This window comes from Nocardia pneumoniae NBRC 100136 (genome assembly GCF_000308755.1).
Classification (GTDB): domain Bacteria; phylum Actinomycetota; class Actinomycetes; order Mycobacteriales; family Mycobacteriaceae; genus Nocardia; species Nocardia pneumoniae.
Genome location: NZ_BAGF01000051.1, coordinates 12,405 through 27,780 on the forward strand (window position 1 = coordinate 12,405; position 15,376 = coordinate 27,780).

15 protein-coding genes and 1 pseudogene are annotated in these 15,376 nt (G+C 69.1%); 3 read left to right on the forward strand and 13 right to left on the reverse strand.

Annotated elements, in window-relative coordinates:
* Nucleotides 1-66: 66 nt before the first annotated feature.
* Nucleotides 67-687, reverse strand: a pseudogene (locus ON34_RS16105) (NUDIX hydrolase); the annotation flags it as partial.
* 230 nt (nt 688-917) lie between these two features.
* Entirely contained in the window at nt 918-1,424 is a 507-nt protein-coding gene (locus ON34_RS16110) for a winged helix-turn-helix transcriptional regulator (protein WP_040780162.1), read from the reverse strand.
* 80 nt (nt 1,425-1,504) lie between these two features.
* Here ON34_RS16110 and ON34_RS16115 point away from each other — a divergent pair, with 80 nt between their 5' ends.
* Complete coding sequence (locus tag ON34_RS16115; protein ID WP_245548060.1) at nt 1,505-1,918, forward strand: nuclear transport factor 2 family protein; 414 nt, start codon at nt 1,505-1,507, stop codon at nt 1,916-1,918.
* 70 nt (nt 1,919-1,988) lie between these two features.
* Here the strand turns inward: ON34_RS16115 and ON34_RS16120 are convergent, their stop codons facing one another.
* The 7 genes from ON34_RS16120 to ON34_RS16150 form a co-directional block, all read right to left on the reverse strand.
* Nucleotides 1,989-3,578, reverse strand: coding sequence for an ATP-binding cassette domain-containing protein (locus ON34_RS16120; RefSeq protein ID WP_040780163.1), 1,590 nt, complete (start codon nt 3,576-3,578; stop codon nt 1,989-1,991).
* Between the two features lie 182 nt (nt 3,579-3,760).
* Nucleotides 3,761-4,333 carry an adenine phosphoribosyltransferase gene (locus tag ON34_RS16125; protein WP_083889481.1) on the reverse strand — a complete coding sequence of 191 codons (573 nt, stop codon included), beginning with the start codon at nt 4,331-4,333 and terminating at the stop codon, nt 3,761-3,763.
* A 39-nt stretch (nt 4,334-4,372) separates the two neighbouring features.
* Nucleotides 4,373-6,094 (reverse strand): ABC transporter substrate-binding protein, encoded by a 1,722-nt coding sequence (locus tag ON34_RS16130; RefSeq protein ID WP_040780164.1) that lies wholly within the window; start codon nt 6,092-6,094, stop codon nt 4,373-4,375.
* Nucleotides 6,095-6,116: 22 nt separating this feature from the next.
* Entirely contained in the window at nt 6,117-7,352 is a 1,236-nt protein-coding gene (gene secF / locus ON34_RS16135; protein WP_040780165.1) for a protein translocase subunit SecF, read from the reverse strand.
* A gap of 7 nt (nt 7,353-7,359) precedes the next feature.
* Nucleotides 7,360-9,024, reverse strand: coding sequence for a protein translocase subunit SecD (gene secD / locus ON34_RS16140; protein WP_040780167.1), 1,665 nt, complete (start codon nt 9,022-9,024; stop codon nt 7,360-7,362).
* A gap of 120 nt (nt 9,025-9,144) precedes the next feature.
* Complete coding sequence (gene yajC, locus ON34_RS16145; RefSeq protein ID WP_040780168.1) at nt 9,145-9,513, reverse strand: preprotein translocase subunit YajC; 369 nt, start codon at nt 9,511-9,513, stop codon at nt 9,145-9,147.
* Between the two features lie 122 nt (nt 9,514-9,635).
* Nucleotides 9,636-11,126, reverse strand: coding sequence for a flavin-containing monooxygenase (locus ON34_RS16150; protein ID WP_040780169.1), 1,491 nt, complete (start codon nt 11,124-11,126; stop codon nt 9,636-9,638).
* A gap of 36 nt (nt 11,127-11,162) precedes the next feature.
* On the opposite strand from ON34_RS16150, the gene ON34_RS16155 reads away from it, so the two are divergent.
* Together ON34_RS16155 and ON34_RS38110 are read left to right on the forward strand one after the other, a co-directional pair.
* A complete protein-coding gene (locus ON34_RS16155) occupies nt 11,163-11,828 on the forward strand; it encodes a TetR/AcrR family transcriptional regulator (protein ID WP_083889482.1) in 666 nt (221 codons plus the stop codon).
* 150 nt (nt 11,829-11,978) lie between these two features.
* Nucleotides 11,979-12,542, forward strand: a complete 564-nt coding sequence (locus ON34_RS38110) for a DivIVA domain-containing protein (protein WP_051022731.1) — start codon at nt 11,979-11,981, stop codon at nt 12,540-12,542.
* A 36-nt stretch (nt 12,543-12,578) separates the two neighbouring features.
* On the opposite strand, the gene ruvB is transcribed toward ON34_RS38110, so the two are convergent.
* The 4 genes from ruvB to ON34_RS16180 form a co-directional block, all read right to left on the reverse strand.
* Nucleotides 12,579-13,661: a Holliday junction branch migration DNA helicase RuvB gene (gene ruvB, locus ON34_RS16165; RefSeq protein WP_040780170.1), complete on the reverse strand. Its 1,083-nt coding sequence runs from the start codon at nt 13,659-13,661 to the stop codon at nt 12,579-12,581.
* 6 nt (nt 13,662-13,667) lie between these two features.
* Nucleotides 13,668-14,273, reverse strand: a complete 606-nt coding sequence (gene ruvA, locus ON34_RS16170; RefSeq protein WP_040780171.1) for a Holliday junction branch migration protein RuvA — start codon at nt 14,271-14,273, stop codon at nt 13,668-13,670.
* Nucleotides 14,270-14,839 carry a crossover junction endodeoxyribonuclease RuvC gene (gene ruvC, locus ON34_RS16175; RefSeq protein ID WP_040780173.1) on the reverse strand — a complete coding sequence of 190 codons (570 nt, stop codon included), beginning with the start codon at nt 14,837-14,839 and terminating at the stop codon, nt 14,270-14,272. The genes ruvA and ruvC overlap by 4 nt, the downstream gene beginning before the upstream one ends.
* An 81-nt stretch (nt 14,840-14,920) precedes the next feature.
* Nucleotides 14,921-15,373: an acyl-CoA thioesterase gene (locus tag ON34_RS16180; RefSeq protein ID WP_040780174.1), complete on the reverse strand. Its 453-nt coding sequence runs from the start codon at nt 15,371-15,373 to the stop codon at nt 14,921-14,923.
* Nucleotides 15,374-15,376 lie beyond the last annotated feature (3 nt).

The following is a 15,376-nucleotide window of genomic DNA, read 5'->3' on the forward strand; positions in this document are numbered from 1 at the left end:
GCCGCTGACCGCGTCGCTGCCCCGTCGGCAGGCCGACGGTGGGGATGGCGGCCCAGCTGTTCGCTCCTCCGCGCCGAATGCCCAGACCGCGGCCGGGCGCCCGGTCGCTTTGACGCGACGCCGTTCAGCGGTGCGCGCCAGACCCGTGATCGCCGCCAGGGTGCGGTTGAGGTTGGCGGCGTCGGGCCGCGCGCCCGACAGTGCCGTGGCGGCCTCGACCGCCCTGGTCGCGGGGAACTTGTCGCCGAGCAGTGCCCGGGTGAAGGTCAGGTCTTTCCACAGCAACCGGGTCAGTTGACGGCGGGCCACCTCGACGATGCGGTTGTGGTCGAACGCCAATTCCGGTACCTCGTCGAACTCGACCCACCGCGCCGGTCCCTCGTGCGGACCGACCACCGCCCACATCGCGATCGAGAGCGTCGGCCCGCGCGGGTCGCGGTTCGGCTCGTCGAAGGTGACCAACTGCCCGACCGCACCGATCGCGGCCTCCGGGACGCCCAGCTTCACGCACACCGCCCGCCGCGCCGCGGCCGCCAGCCGCTCCCCTCGGGCGAGCAGCACGCCCGGCAACGCCAACTCCCCCGCGTACGGCTCCATCGGACGAGGCGCGATCCCGATCCGCACCGCGCCGTCCTCGTCCCAGAACCGCACCGCCACGACATCCACCGACACCACGGATTGCTCCACGCCGACCCATCCTGCCCGACGACCCGCACACCACCCGGACCCCGCTCGCGATTCGCCAGAAGCGTGCCCGCGCGGATGCACCGGCGGCGAGTCCCTCTCGCGTGCGTGCGGTGACTCGGTATGGAGTCGATGCGTCGACACCAAGTTCTCGGTCGATCTCGTTCCGCGCGCATGTCGCGACCAGTGTGAGCCGCGCAGCTGGCTCCTCGCCGCGGCGTCGCGAGGGGCGTTCAGGACGCGCTCTCGTCTTCGAGCCGCTCGCCGATGAGCATCGTCCCGGGTCCCCGATGTCCACCCGGACCGGACAGCCACCGCACATTGTCCGCGGTCAGCGGCTCTCCGCACTCCTGGCACACCACCACTCCGCAGGTCCGGCGGCCGCAGTCGCGGTGGACCACGACGGCAGGCGGTCCTTCGGCGCCCGCGAGCCATTTGTCACCCCAGGTGATCAGCATGGTGAGCACCGGATACAGATCGCGGCCGCGTTCGGTGAGCCGGTACTCGTAGCGCACCGGATTGTCTTGGTAGGCATGTCGTTCCACGATTCCGTGTGCCTGGAGCGCATCCAGCCGGGCGGCGAGCACGTTGGAGGCGATGCCGAGGTCGCGGCGGATGTCCTCGAAGCGGGTCAGCCCGACGAACAGGTCACGCAGGATCAGCGGCGTCCAGCGCTCGCCGATCGCGTCGACCGTGCGCGCGATGGAACAGACGATGTCGGAGAAAGCAGCCTTGGGCACTCGATCAGGATAGTCCGTTGCTTTTTGCAAGTGACTTGCCCTAGGTTCGAACCCAGTCGACGAACGAAGGGATGACGGACATGTCCGACGCGATTGCCGAGTTCCGCACGGCGACGGAGACCGGCGATATCGACACGCTCATGCGGCTATTGGCGCCCGATGCCGAACTGGTTTCGCCGCTGTCGGGCCGATTGGTGTTCCGCGGCAGGGAGGACCTGCGGGTCCTGCTGTCGGCCGCCTACGGCAGTCTCACCGGCTTGCGCTGGACCGAGCAGATCGGCGAAGGCGCACGCCGGGTCCTGCTGGCCAGCGCCGCGATCGGACCGTTCCGGTTGACCGAGGCGCTGGTGCTCGGCTTGGACGACGAGGGTCGCATCCGCACCATGCAGCCGCACCTGCGGCCGTGGCTCACGCTCACCTACCTCGCGGTGCGCCTGGCGCCCGGCTTGTTCAGGCATCCCGGAATCTTGCGGCGGGCCTCCCGCGCCGCGTAGGCCCCCACCAGCGACTTCGAAGACCGCCACGGCGACCCGGGCTCGATCATCCGGTGCATCCGGCGCCGCCCTAGGTCACGAGCGTCTCGGTCAGGCCGTCGGCGGTGAGCTCCAGCCGCCGGGTCACCCCGATGTCGTCGAGGAAGCGCGGATCGTGACTGACCACGATCAGCGCGCCCTCGAAGCCCGCCAGCGCCTGGGTGAGGTGCTCCAGACTGGGCAGGTCGAGGTTGTTGGTCGGCTCGTCCAGCAGCAGCAGTTTCGGCGCCGGGTCGGCCAGCAGCAGCATGGCCAGCGCGGCGCGCAACCGTTCACCGCCGGACAGCGCCGCGGCGGCGACATCCGCGTCCGCGCCGCGGAACAGGAAGCGGGCCAGCTGGGCCCGGATCCGTTCCGCGGACGCGTGCGGCGCCGTCGACGCGACGTTCTCGAACACCGATCGCCGCTCGTCGAACACGTCCAGCCGCTGCGGCAGCATGCGCCACGGGACTTTCGGGCCCTGCTGCGCGATGCGGCGCAGCAGCGTGGTCTTGCCGACCCCATTGCGGCCGGTCAGCGCGATCCGTTCCGGACCGGACACCCGCAACGACACCGTCGGACCGCAGGCCAGCTCCACCCGATCCAGTTCGATCACCTCCTGGCCCGGATACAGGCGCGTGTCCGGCAGGTCGACCCGGATCTCCCGGTCGTCCCGCAACAACTCCTTGGCCTGCTCGAGCTGCTCCTTGGCGGTATCCAGCTTGTCGAGGTGGTTGTTGCGCAACTTGCCCGCCGACACCTGCGCCTGCCGTTTGCGTTCGTTCATCACGATTTTCGGCTCCCGCTTCTGGTCCCACATCTTCTGCCCGTAGCGCAGCCTGCGATCGAGTTTGATGCGCGCCTCCACCAGCTCTCGCGCCTGCTTGCGCACGTCGCTGCGCGCGTCCCGGATCGCCGCGCGGGCGGCTTCCTGCTCCGCGGCGATGATGCGCTCGTACTCGCTGAAATTGCCGCCGAACAACCGCAATTCGCCGTCGCGCAGCTCGGCGATGGCCGACATCCGTTCCAGCAGTTCACGATCGTGGCTGACGGTGAGCACCGTCCCGGAGAACTGCCCGACCACCTCGTAGAGCCGTGCGCGGGCCACCTGGTCGAGGTTGTTCGTCGGTTCGTCCAGCAGCAGGACGTCGGGCTCGGCGAGCAGCTCGGCGACCAGCCCGAGCAGCACGGTCTCGCCACCGGACAGGGTGTCGAGCGTGCGATCGAGCTGCTGCGCCGACTCGGCGACGTAGTGCAGGCCGAGCCTGGCCAGGAGGGCCAGCGCCCGTTCCTCCACGTCCCAGAGATTGCCGACCACGTCGAAGTCGGTTTCGCTGCCGACGCCGGATTCGATGCGGTGCAACGCTTGCCGAATCTCCGCGATGCCGAGCACGGTGTCCACTCGCTGCCCGGCGGCCAGTCCGAGGTCTTGGCGCAGATACCCGAGATGCCCGGTCACCGTGACGGACCCACGCGCGGGCTTCAGCTGACCGGCGATCAACCGCAGCAGAGTGGACTTGCCCGCACCGTTTCCGCCGACCAGGCCGATGTGGCCGGGACCGAGGACGGCGTCCAGCCCGTCGAAGACGGGGGTGCCGTCGGGCCAGGAGAACGTGAGATCGGAAAACGACAGATTGGCCATGCCAACTCCCAGAGGTTGCGACGGATACGCGGTGCGCGAATGCGGACCGCCCGAGTGGCTACCTCAGATGAGCAAGGGCATGACTCCGATCAACGGGAACAGGACCTGCCTAGGTTAAACACAGTGTCGGCGGACGCGCCAGTGATTTTCCGATCACACTGGCTGTCCGACCGATGCGCGCGCTAGACCTGCACGATGGAGGTCAGCGAGTAGTCGCCCTGCCGTTCGCGGCCGCCGAGGAAGGTGAGTTCCAGTACCACCGCCGCGGCGACGACCTCGGCCCCCGCCTGCTTGAACAGCTCGGCCGCCGCGGCGAGGGTGCCACCGGTGGCGAGAACGTCGTCGAGCAGTAGAACGCGGCGGCCCCGCAGGTCGACGCCGTTCGCGGGGATCTCCAACGCGGCCGTGCCGTATTCGAGGGTGAATTCCCGGCTGATCACCGGCGGCGGCAACTTGCCCGCCTTGCGGACCGCGAGCACCCCGGTGCCGAGACTCGCCGCGACACCGGCTCCCAGCAGGAAACCGCGGGCGTCGACACCGGCCACGAGATCGGCGTCGGGTGCGCACGCGGCCAGGCAGTCGATCACAGCGCGGAAGCCCTCGGCGTCGGCGAACACCGGCGTCAGATCCGCGAAACGCACACCGGCCGTGGGGAAGTCGTCGTGCCAGCGGGTCAAACGCTCGACCACCCCGGCGGCTTTGGTGATCCGTTCGGCGGCTACGTCTTCGGACTCGATCGCCGCGTGCTTGCTCATCGACACCTCTCCATACTCACATCACCCACACACCGTCTGTCACCGCTCGAGCACCCACCGGTCCATGTTCCAGCCCGATCCGGCCTGGGTGGGGGCGGCGATTCCGTTGCGCAGCCCCTTGCCGAAGGCGATCGTGCGCGGGGTGGCGAACAACGGGATGCTCGGCACCTCCGCCCACAGCAGGTTCTCGGCCTCGGTGAGCAGATTCAGCTGTGCGGCCGAGTTGGGGTCGGCCGCAAGCTGCTCGGTGATCGCATCGTAACGGCCGTTGCCGAACCGTCCGACATTGAGCCCGCTACCGGTGCGCAACGCGCTGGTCGCGGCCTTTCCTTCCAGCGAGCCGGCCGGACCGGGCACCGCGGCGGTGCCGCCGAGGACCGCGTCGACCTTGCCCTCGGTGAGCCGCGACGGGGTGAAATCGGGCGCACCGGCGTCCACCACGGTGATGCCCGCCGGTTTGCAGGCGTCGGCGATCATCGTGACGGTCTGCGCGCGGCGGTCGTCCGGACCCAGGTAGCCGATGCGGACGGTCGGGTTCGGCGCACCGGATGCGGCGACCGCCTTGGTCGCGTTCGCCACGTCGCCGCCGGAGTACTTGTCCGCCGCACCGATGACCGCCGGGTACAACAGCGAATCCTGCTGGACGATATGCGCGTTCAGCGGGCCGGAGCCGAGCCCCGACTTCGGTGCGTCCGGGACCTTGCCGAGTTTGTCGAACAGAGCCTGCCGCGGCAGGCACAGCGCGAACGCCCGGCGCGCCTGCACCGAGGAGAACACGCCACCGGTCGACAGCACCAACTGCTCGGCGCCGCGCCCGGGCACCGTGTGCACCGAGAAGCCGCCCAGGTTCAGGTCTTTGACCGAACCGGTGCCGATGTCGACCACGCCGACGGCGTTCTGGCCGATCTTCTGCTTCAGGTCGACGTTCTTCGGCCACACCACGATACGTCCGGTCGCCGGCTTGTTGCCCCACCAGCGCTCGTTGGCGACCAGCACCAAACCCTCATCCCTGCTGAAGGATGCGATGCGGTAGGGCCCCGACGACGGGAATCGGGCCGGATCGAGCCGGCCGTCGGCCGGGATGGTCCAGCCGGTGTTCCAGAACTCCGCGATCCTGCCGACGGCGTTCGGATCACCGGTCTGCAACGCCGACACCACGTTCGGCACATTCGCCGCCTTGGCCGCGACGTGCGCGGGCATCAACTCGCCCGCCGCGAACAGCGTGCGCCACGGCAGGTAATGCTTGCCGGGCCGGAAGACCACGGTGGCATCGCGCGAGCCGGGCTGGCACTCGACCCGCTCGATGGCGTCGTAACCGGTGGTGCTCGCGGCGTCGAAGAGCGGAACCGGCCCTCGGTCACCGGGTTTGGTGAACCGCCCGCTGCGAGCGGCCCAGGCCAGCACCAAGTCGTCGCACGAGGTCGGCACGCCGTCGGAGTACACCCCGTCGGGGTTCAGGCGGTACTGGATGGTCTGCGACTCGCCGGGCACCTCCTTGGCGGTGCCCAGGTCGGTATCGGCGACCTGCTGACCGTCCGGACCGGTGTAGAAGAACCCGGTGAGCACCCGCGAGAACACCGCGGTGGAGCCGGAACTCGCGCCGAGGGTGCTGCCGCCGTTGTAGCTGGCGATGGTGGCGTCGGTGGCGTAGCCGATCGACGGCACCTGGCTCGTGCTGGAGCAGCCCGCCGCCAGCCCGGCGGCCAGCGTGCCCGCGGCGAGTGCCCCGATCAGTCGTACCGCCGTGCGTGGCTGTCGCATGAAACCCCCTGCCTCGTGGTGGTCAGTGCCGCCTCTTGTGCCGTTTTCCGCTCGGTCGCGCACCCGGCCGCGGCGTCTGCCCGGCCGGACGCTGTCTGCGCGGCGTGTCCTCGAAATTCCGGCCCGCCGCCATGCTCGCCCTGCGCTCGGCCGCGGCGCCCGCGCGGGCGCTGGCCGCTCCGGCGCGCTTGGCCAAGACCTTCTTCGTGTGCGCCGAGACCGGTCCACGGCGCTCCTTGATCGACACCAGCAGCGGTGTGGCGAAGAAGATCGAGGAGTACGTGCCGACCAGCAGGCCGACCAGCTGCACCAGCGCCAAGTCCTTGAGCGTACCGACGCCGAGCATCCAGACCGCGATCACCATCAGGCCGACGATCGGCAGAATACCGATCAGCGCGGTGTTGATCGAGCGCATCAGCGTCTGATTCACCGCGAGATTGGCTTGCTCGCCGTAGGTGCGCCTGGTCAGGTGCAGGATGCCGCGCGTGTTCTCCTCGACTTTGTCGAACACGACCACCGAGTCGTAGAGCGAGAAGCCGAGAATGGTCAGGATGCCGATCACCGTCGCCGGGCTGACCTCGAGTCCGACGAGCGAGTACACGCCCGCGGTGACGCTGACGTCGAAGGCCAGCGCGGCCAGCGCGGCGATGGCCATGTGCGGTTCGAAGCGGACCGCGATGTAGACCGCGACGAGCACGAGGAACACCGCCAGCGCGATGAGCGCCTTCCGGGTGATCTGGCTGCCCCAGGTTTCGCTGACGTCGGAGGTGCTGATCGCGGCCAGGCTCGGCTTGCCGCTGGAGTCCTTCGGCTGGAATTTGGTGAACAGCGCGTTGTTCAGCGCCTCCACTTGCTGCTGGTTCAACGCCTCGGAACGGATCAGCATGGTGGCCGAGCCGCCGGTGCCCACGGTCTGCACCGACACCGGGTCGGTGCCGATCGCGCCGCGGTAGACGTCCTCGACCTCGCTGGTGCTCGCGTTCCCCGCCGGGAACTGGATGCGCGAACCGCCCTCGAAGTCGATGCCGAAGTTGAAGCCGCGAAAGATGATGCTGCCCAGCGAGATCAGCACGATGACGGCGGTGATGAGGTACCACTTCCGCCGCTTGCCGATGACGTCGATGGCGCCGGTGCCGGTGTAGAGGCGGTTGAAGAAGCCGTGCTCGGGCGGCCGCGGCTCGGTGACCGCCTCGAAGACGTCGGTGGTCTCGGCCGCGTTCGCCTTGTCGAGCGACCGGGTGGTGTGACTGTTGGTCATCGCGTCCTCACGCCTTCCCGAGGGCGGCCTCGGCCGCCTTCCGCTCGCGGGCGATCTGCTGGATCGCGCCGAGGCCGTTCACCGACGGTTTGGACCAGAACGCCGTCCGCGAGGCGAGCAGCACCAGCGGCGAGGTCATCAGGAACACCACCACCACGTCGAGGATGGTGGTGAGGCCGAGGGTGAACGCGAAGCCCTTCACCTGTCCGACGGCCAGGACGTAGAGCACGGCCGCGGCGAGGAAGCTGACCGCGTTGCCGGACAGGATGGTCCGGCGGGCGCGCTGCCAGCCGCGCGGCGCGGCGGAACGGAAGCTGCGGCCCTCACGCATCTCGTCCTTGATGCGCTCGAAGAACACCACGAAGGAGTCGGCGGTCATGCCGATGCCGATGATCAGACCGGCGATACCGGCGAGGTCGAGTGTGAAGCCGATCCAGCGGCCGAGCAGCACCATGATGCCGTAGACGGCGAAACCGGACGCCATCAGCGACAGGCCGGTGAGCAGCCCCAGCATGCGGTAGTAGGCGAGGCAGTAGAGCAAGACCACCGCCAAGCCGATCGCACCGGCGAGCAGGCCCGCCTTCAGCGACGACAAGCCGAGTGTCGCCGACACCGTCTCGGCCTCGGAGGTCTGGAACGACAGCGGCAGCGAGCCGTACTTCAGCGTGTTGGCCAGCTCCTTGGCCGTCGTCGCGGTGAAGTTGCCCGAGATCTGGGTGCGGCCGCCCTGCTGCGGTCCCTGCTGCACGACCGGCGCGCTGACCACCTTGGAGTCGAGCACGAAAGCGACCCGCTTGTAGACGTACTCGCCGGTGAGCGCGGCCCACGCGTCGCTGCCGCCGGACTTGAAGTCCAGGTAGACCTCGTGCCTGGCCTGCTGCTGGTTGAGCCCCGACGTGGCGTCCTTGATCTCCTGGCCATCGATGCGGCTCTTGTCCAGCAGGAAGACCTCGGTGCCATCGGTCGCGCAGGTCACCAGCGGAAGCGCCGGGTCGTCGTTGCCCGCGAGCGGATCGGCCTTCGAGCAGTCCAGCGCGGCCAGCGCGGCCTGCTGCACGGACGGGTCGGTGCTCTGCCGCAGCGCCTTCGCCGCCTGGATCTCCTTGGTGGCCGCTTCGGTGGGCGTCAGGTTCGGATCGGCCGGCGGCTGGGTCGGCGCTTGCGCGGGGAATACCCGCTGCTGCGGAACCGGGGTGGTCTCCTGCGCGGCCGGCGCCTCCGGCGTGGTGGGCTGGGCCGCGGGCGGCGCTTGGGTACCGGGCGCGGTCTGCGGTGTCGCGCCGCGTCCCGCCGCGGGTACGGCCTGCAGCACCGGACGGATGTACAGCTTGGCCGTCGTCGCCAGCGCGCGCGCCTGCTGTCCGTCGTCGCCGGGCACGGTGATGACGATGTTGTCGCCGTCGATGACGACCTCGGACCCGGAGACGCCGAGCCCGTTGACCCGGTTCTCGATGATGTCCTGCGCCTTCTTCAGGCTGTCCTGGCTCGGTTTGCTGCCGTCCGGCGTGCGCGCGGACAGCGTGACCCGGGTACCACCCTGCAGGTCGATGCCGAGCTTCGGTGTCGGGGACTTGTCACCGGTGAAGAACACCAGCGCATAAACCACGGCCAGCAGCGCGGCATAGGCGCCGAGCAGCCGGAGCGGGTGCGCCGATCCCTGGGAAGGTGGCACAGTAGGTCATCTCCTAGGCAGGAAGTCGAGGATGGAACAAGCGGGCATGCCCCAGCGACGCCGGGTGCGCGGACGGCGAGCCGCGGCGACATCCGGCGAGGTGCGGCAGGACCGGAAGAATCAGTCCTTGGTCAGCCGGGTCTCGGTCTGCTCGGTGGATTCCTCGATGGCGTCGGCCGTGTCCGAGCCCTCGGAGCCGGTGGCGTCCGAGCCGGTCTCCTCGGTGCTCACCGTGTCGTCGGCGCGCACCTCACGGATGGCCTGGCGCAGCCACGTGGTGACCACGTCCTCGGCGATCTCGAGGTCGACCGTGGTGTCGTCGAGTTCGACCACGGTCCCGTACAGACCCGACGTGGTGACGACCTGATCGCCGATCTTCAGGTTGTCCTGCATGCTCGCGACCTTCTCGGCTTCCCGCTTCTGACGGCGGACACCGAGGAACATCGGCACGAGCAGGGCTACCAGTAGCAGCGGAAACAGCAGTTCCATCGTCGAAGTCAGTCCCTAGTGTCGTGGGTGGGATGGACAGGTACCCACACAGTCTGCCAGTTCGCTGCGCGGGTGCCACACCCGCACACCCGCTGGGCAGCTACAACAGCACGGGACCCGGCTCAGGCGGTCTTGCCGTAGACGTAATCGTCCAGCGGGAAGCTCACCGCCTCGCGGTGCGCGTTGAGCGTGCTGGTCGGACGCAGCAGGGCGGCCTCGCCGTGCGGGTTGAAGTAGTAGCTGCGCGCGGTGGCGCAGTCGCCGCCGTAGAACACCGAGGAACCGAGCTTGGCGGTGACCCGGTCCAGGAATTCGGCGTTGGCCCGCTCGGTGACCTCGAAGGTGGTCTCGCCGCGGCGGCGCAGCTCGCCGAACAGCCTGCCCATGTGCTTCATCTGCGCCTCGATGGTGGTGAAGTAGGACAGGCCGCTGTAGGAGTACGGGCTGTTGAGGCTGAGGAAGTTGGGGAACTTCGGCACCGTGATGCCCTCGTAGGCCTGGAAACGGTTGTCCCGCCAGAACTTTCCGAGGTTCACCCCGTCGCGGCCGATGATCTCGATGGCCGGGAAGTTCACATCCCACAGGTTGAAGCCGGTGGCCAGGATCAGCGTGTCGATCTCGGTCTTGTGCCCGTCGGCGGTGACGATGCCGTCGGGCTCGATGTGGTCGATGGAGTTCGTCTCCAGCCGCACGTGCGGCTGATTGAACGTGGTGAAGTAGTGGTTGGAGAAGGTGGGCCGCTTGCATCCGAAGTCGTAGTCCGGCATGAGCCGCCTGCGCGTCTCCTTGTCCCGCACCGACGCCCGCAGATGCGCTTTGGCCAGCACTCCAGCGCCCTTGTTCATCAGTTTCGCCTGCTTGAAGTGCAGCACGCCCACCACCATCAGCGCCTCGAGCAGGCTGGTGTTGATCAGTCGCGCGGCCTTCTGCGTCGCGGGCACCCGCTCGAACAGCTTCCGCACCGGCGCGGGGATCGCGGTGTCGATCTTCGGGACCACCCAGATCGGGGTGCGCTGGAAGACATTGAGCTCCTCGGCCTTCTTGGCCACCTCGGGCACCAGCTGCACGGCGGTGGCGCCGGTGCCGATGATCGCGGCCTTGCGGCCGGTGAGGTCGAAGTCGTCCTCCCACGCGGTGGTGTGGATGATCTTGCCCGAGAACGAGTCGATGCCGGGGAACGGCGGTGTGTAGGGCTGGGAGAGGAACCCGGTCGCGGTGAGCAGGTATCGGCCGGTGACGGTTTCCCCGCCCGCGATCGAGACCACCCACTGCTCGTGTTCGTCGTCCCAGCGCGCGCCGTCGACGACGGTGCGGAAGCGCATCCGGCGGCGCAGACCGTACTTGTCGGCGACGTGCTCGGCGTATTTCTTCAGCTCGGCGCCGGGTGCGAACAGCCGCGACCAATGCGGATTCGGCTCGAAGGAGTAGGAGTAGGTGACCGAGGCGATGTCGACCGCGAGACCGGGGTAGTGGTTGACGTGCCAGGTGCCGCCGAGATCGTCCTCGCGTTCGAGGATGACGTAATTGCTCAAACCGAGCCGGTCGAGCTGAATGCCCGCCCCCATTCCCCCGAACCCCGCACCGACCACGACCGCGTCGTATTGAGGCGCCACGCCGAACCTCCTGCTTACTGAACCGCTTATCACGGAATGACATATCATTCCGTTTCGGAACACTGTATCATCGGCCTGGTGACGAAGCCACCCACGCGTGCCGAGCGACGCAAGGCCGAACTGCGCCAGGAGATCATCGACACGGCCTTCGTCTGTTTCGCGGAGAAGGGCTATCACGCCACCGGCATCGCCGACATCGCAGGCCAGCTGGGCATCGGGCACGGCACCTTCTATCGCTACTTCAGCAATAAGCGCGACATCATCGACCACGTCATCGACGATCTGTCCGCGCGCATCATCGCCGCCCTCGGCACCGAGAACGCCCCGGACGCGGCCAGCACGCTGGACGAATACCGCGCCCAGATCGACCGGATCGGGGTCGCCCTCACCGAGATCCTGCTCGCCGATCGCCGGGTGGCCCAGCTGCTGCTGTTCCATGCCACCGGCATCGACGACGAGCTCACCCAGCGCTTGTACGGCCTGCTGGACACCGCCGACGCGCTGACGGCGGGGTATCTCGACCACGGCGTGGAACTCGGCTACCTGCGTGCGGACCTGGACACCGTCAATACCGCACGAGCGGTCACCGGCATGCTGATCGCCGGCATCGTCTACTCGCTGCGCGAACCCGACGAAGCATCGATCGCCCGGCTGAACGAAGCGATTCGCCGCCTACTCGTCGACGGCGTCCGCAAGGATTGAACAGCGTGCCAATCCCCCTGACCGGGCCACTGGCGCTAGGGTGGGGCGCACTGATCCGACGTTCCACCAGAGGTACGGCCCTTGTTCGCAAAAGGCCAGGCGAGTCCGAAGTTTCGCTTTCCAGCGGCGCAGCGCACCCCGCCTGACAGAATGTCGCCCGTGACCCCCGCGGATGTGCGCCGAACCCGTTTCGCGACCCCGCCACCCGGGCATCGCGGCTACCGCGCGACCGAGGTGGACGCCTTCCTCGAACTGCTCGCCGCGACCCTGGCCGGACGTGGCGCACTCACCGCGGACGACCTGCGGCACATCAGCTTCGACGCGCCGCGGCTCGGCGAACGCGGCTACCGCGCCGACCAGGTGGACGAGTACCTCGACCAGGTCCGGGTCGAGCTCGAGTTCCGGCAGCGCGGCGTCCGGCCGGTGCCTGCGGCCATGGGCAACGGACACAGTCTGCTCACCCCCGACGACGTACACCGGATGCGATTCAGCCACGCCCCCGTCGGCCGGCGCGGCTACAACGAGGAAGAGGTCGGCGCGTTCCTCGACTTGGTCGCCGCGACTCTCGCGCACGGCGGGCCGGGCAGCCTCACCATCGATGACGTCCGCGCCGTCCGCTTCACCGAGGCCCGCCTCGGCACCCGCGGTTACCAGCGCGACGAAGTCGACGCGTTCCTCGATCTGGTCGCCGCCGCCCTCCGCAACCGCCGCTGACCACGCGCGTCGGACGGCCGACAGCGCGGCCCGGAGTCATTCGAAGAGGTCGAGGGTGGGGTGCGGCTCGCGGCCGCGCACTTCGATCGAGCCGAAAACCAGGTCGGGGGGAGGAACCAGGCCGAGGTGCTCCCAGGCCGAGGCTGTGGCGACGCGGCCGCGCGGGGTGCGCGCGATCATGCCCGCGCGCACCAGGAAAGGTTCGCATACTTCCTCGACGGTGGCGGCCTCCTCGCCGACCGCGACCGCCAGGGTGGACACGCCCACGGGACCGCCGCCGAAACTGCGGACCAGCGCGCCGAGCACCGCGCGGTCGAGTCGGTCCAAGCCGAGTACGTCCACGTCGTAGACCTCCAGTGCTGCCTGCGCGATGGGACGGGTGATCCGGCCGTCGGCGCGGACCTCCGCATAGTCGCGCACCCGGCGCAGCAGGCGGTTGGCGATGCGTGGCGTCCCGCGCGAGCGGCCCGCGATCTCGGCGGCCGCGTCCTCCTCGATGCCGACGCCGAGGATGTGCGCCGAACGCTGCAGGATGCGCAGCAGCTCGCCGGGCTCGTAGAAATCCATGTGGCCGGTGAAACCGAAGCGGTCGCGCAGCGGGCCGGTGAGCGCTCCTGACCGTGTGGTGGCGCCGACCAGGGTGAACGGCGCGATGTCCAAGGGAATCGAGGTCGCGCCCGGACCTTTGCCGACGACCACGTCCACCCGGAAGTCCTCCATCGCCAGATACAGCATCTCTTCGGCGGGCCGGGCCATGCGGTGGATCTCGTCGATGAACAACACGTCGCCTTCGACGAGGTTGCTCAGCATGGCCGCGAGGTCGCCGGCCCGTTCCAGCGCCGGCCCCGAGGTGATCCGCAGAGCGGTGCCGAGTTCCGCGGCGATGATCATCGCCATGCTGGTCTTACCGAGTCCCGGAGGGCCGGACAGCAGGACGTGGTCCGGCGTGCCGCCGCGCTGTTTGGCGCCACGCAACACCAGCGTGAGCTGTTCGCGAACCCGGGGCTGGCCGATGAAGTCGTCCAGCGACTTCGGGCGCAGGCTCGCCTCGATCTCCCCGTCGGACGTCAGATAGCGCGCGCTGACCTGGGATTCGGTGGGTTCCTCTGGATAGTCCATGACGCCTTATCGGTTCTTGCCCAGCAGACCGAGCGCGGCCCGCAGGGCGGCGGAAGTATCGGCGGCGGGCTGGTCGGCCAGCACCGCGTCGACCGCCTGCTCGGCCTGCTTGGCGGCGAAGCCGAGGCCGACGAGCGCCTCCACGACCTGATCGCGCACCGGCGTGAGCACCGCGGCCGGTGCCGATCCGGGCGCACCGGACGGCACCGGAACGAGATTCACCTTGTCGCGCAGTTCGACCACCATGCGCTCGGCGCCGCGCTTGCCGATGCCGGGCACCCGGGTCAGCGCCGCCACGTTGCCCTCGGCGAGCGCCTTGCGCAGCGCCTCGGGCTCGAGCACCGCCAACACCGCCATCGCGAGACGCGGGCCGACGCCGGAGACCGTTTGCAGCAAGCCGAACAGGTCGCGGGCCTCGGTGTCGGCGAAACCGTAGAGCGTCATCGAGTCCTCGCGCACGATCATCGCGGTGTACAGCCTGGTTTCGGCGCCACGGGTGAGCCCGGCCAGCGTGGCCGGGGTGGCGTTGAGCCGGTAGCCGACCCCCGCCGCCTCGATCACCACGTGGTCGAGGGCGATCTCGAGCACCTCACCGCGAACCGACGCGATCACCTGCGCACCGCCTTTCGTTGTTCGGCCAGCCGTTCCCGGTATCGTCGCTGCGCCTCGGCCGCCTTCGCCTCGGCCTGCGCCATCCGCTCCAGCAGCGGCGCCCGCCAACAATGGCAGATGGCCAGCGCGAGCGCATCCGCCGCGTCCGCCGGCGTGGGGGCGGCCGGCAAGCCGAGAATGCGGGTGACCATGGCGGTCACCTGCTTCTTGTCGGCGGTGCCGTTACCGGTGACCGCCGCCTTCACCTCACTCGGGGTGTGGAACGCGACCGGGATCCCGCGTCGCGCCGCGGCCAGCGCGATCACTCCCCCCGCCTGTGCGGTGCCCATGGCGGTACGGACATTGTGCTGGGCGAAGACACGTTCGATCGCCACGGCCCCTGGCTCGTGGACGTCCATCCAGCGTTCGGCGGCATCGGCGACCGCGAGCAGGCGCTGAGCCAGATCCATGTCGCCGGGGGTGCGGACCACACCCACATCCAGGGCGGTGACCTGCCGCCCCGACCCACCCTCGACAATGCTGAGGCCGCACCGGGTGAGGCCGGGGTCGACGCCCATCACCCGCACGACAACCCCTCTCACCGACACGAACAATTGTTCGAGAGTCTAGCCCAGGCTTGATCTTTCGCCGACCAGCGACACGACCTGCTACCCGCCGAGCGCCGCGGCCTCCCGCGGCGCGCTCGGCAACCCGAGCAATTCGGGACGGCTCGCCCGTGTCGCCCACTGCCGCGCGGGATCGGTGACCAGGCGCCGCGCGGTCAAGTCGAGCAGGCCGCTGACGTTGGTCACCGTCGCGGCGACAACCCCGTCGCCGCGCGTGAGAACGTGCTCGACCCGGTAGGTCTTGCCCTCGCCCCACTGCCAGGTACAGGACACGTCCACGGCGTCGCCGCCGCGTAATTCGCGCTGGAACCGAAGCACGGTCTCCAGGTTGACCGGCCCGAGCCCCGCCGCGATCAGCTCGTCGACCGAGACGCCCGCCGCCTGAACACACGCGAAACGCGCATGGTCGGCGAACTGATGGTAGGCCGCGCCGGTGACGTGCAATTGCGGATCCAGATCGGTCACGCGGACTTCGATACGGGTACTGAACGACACGGG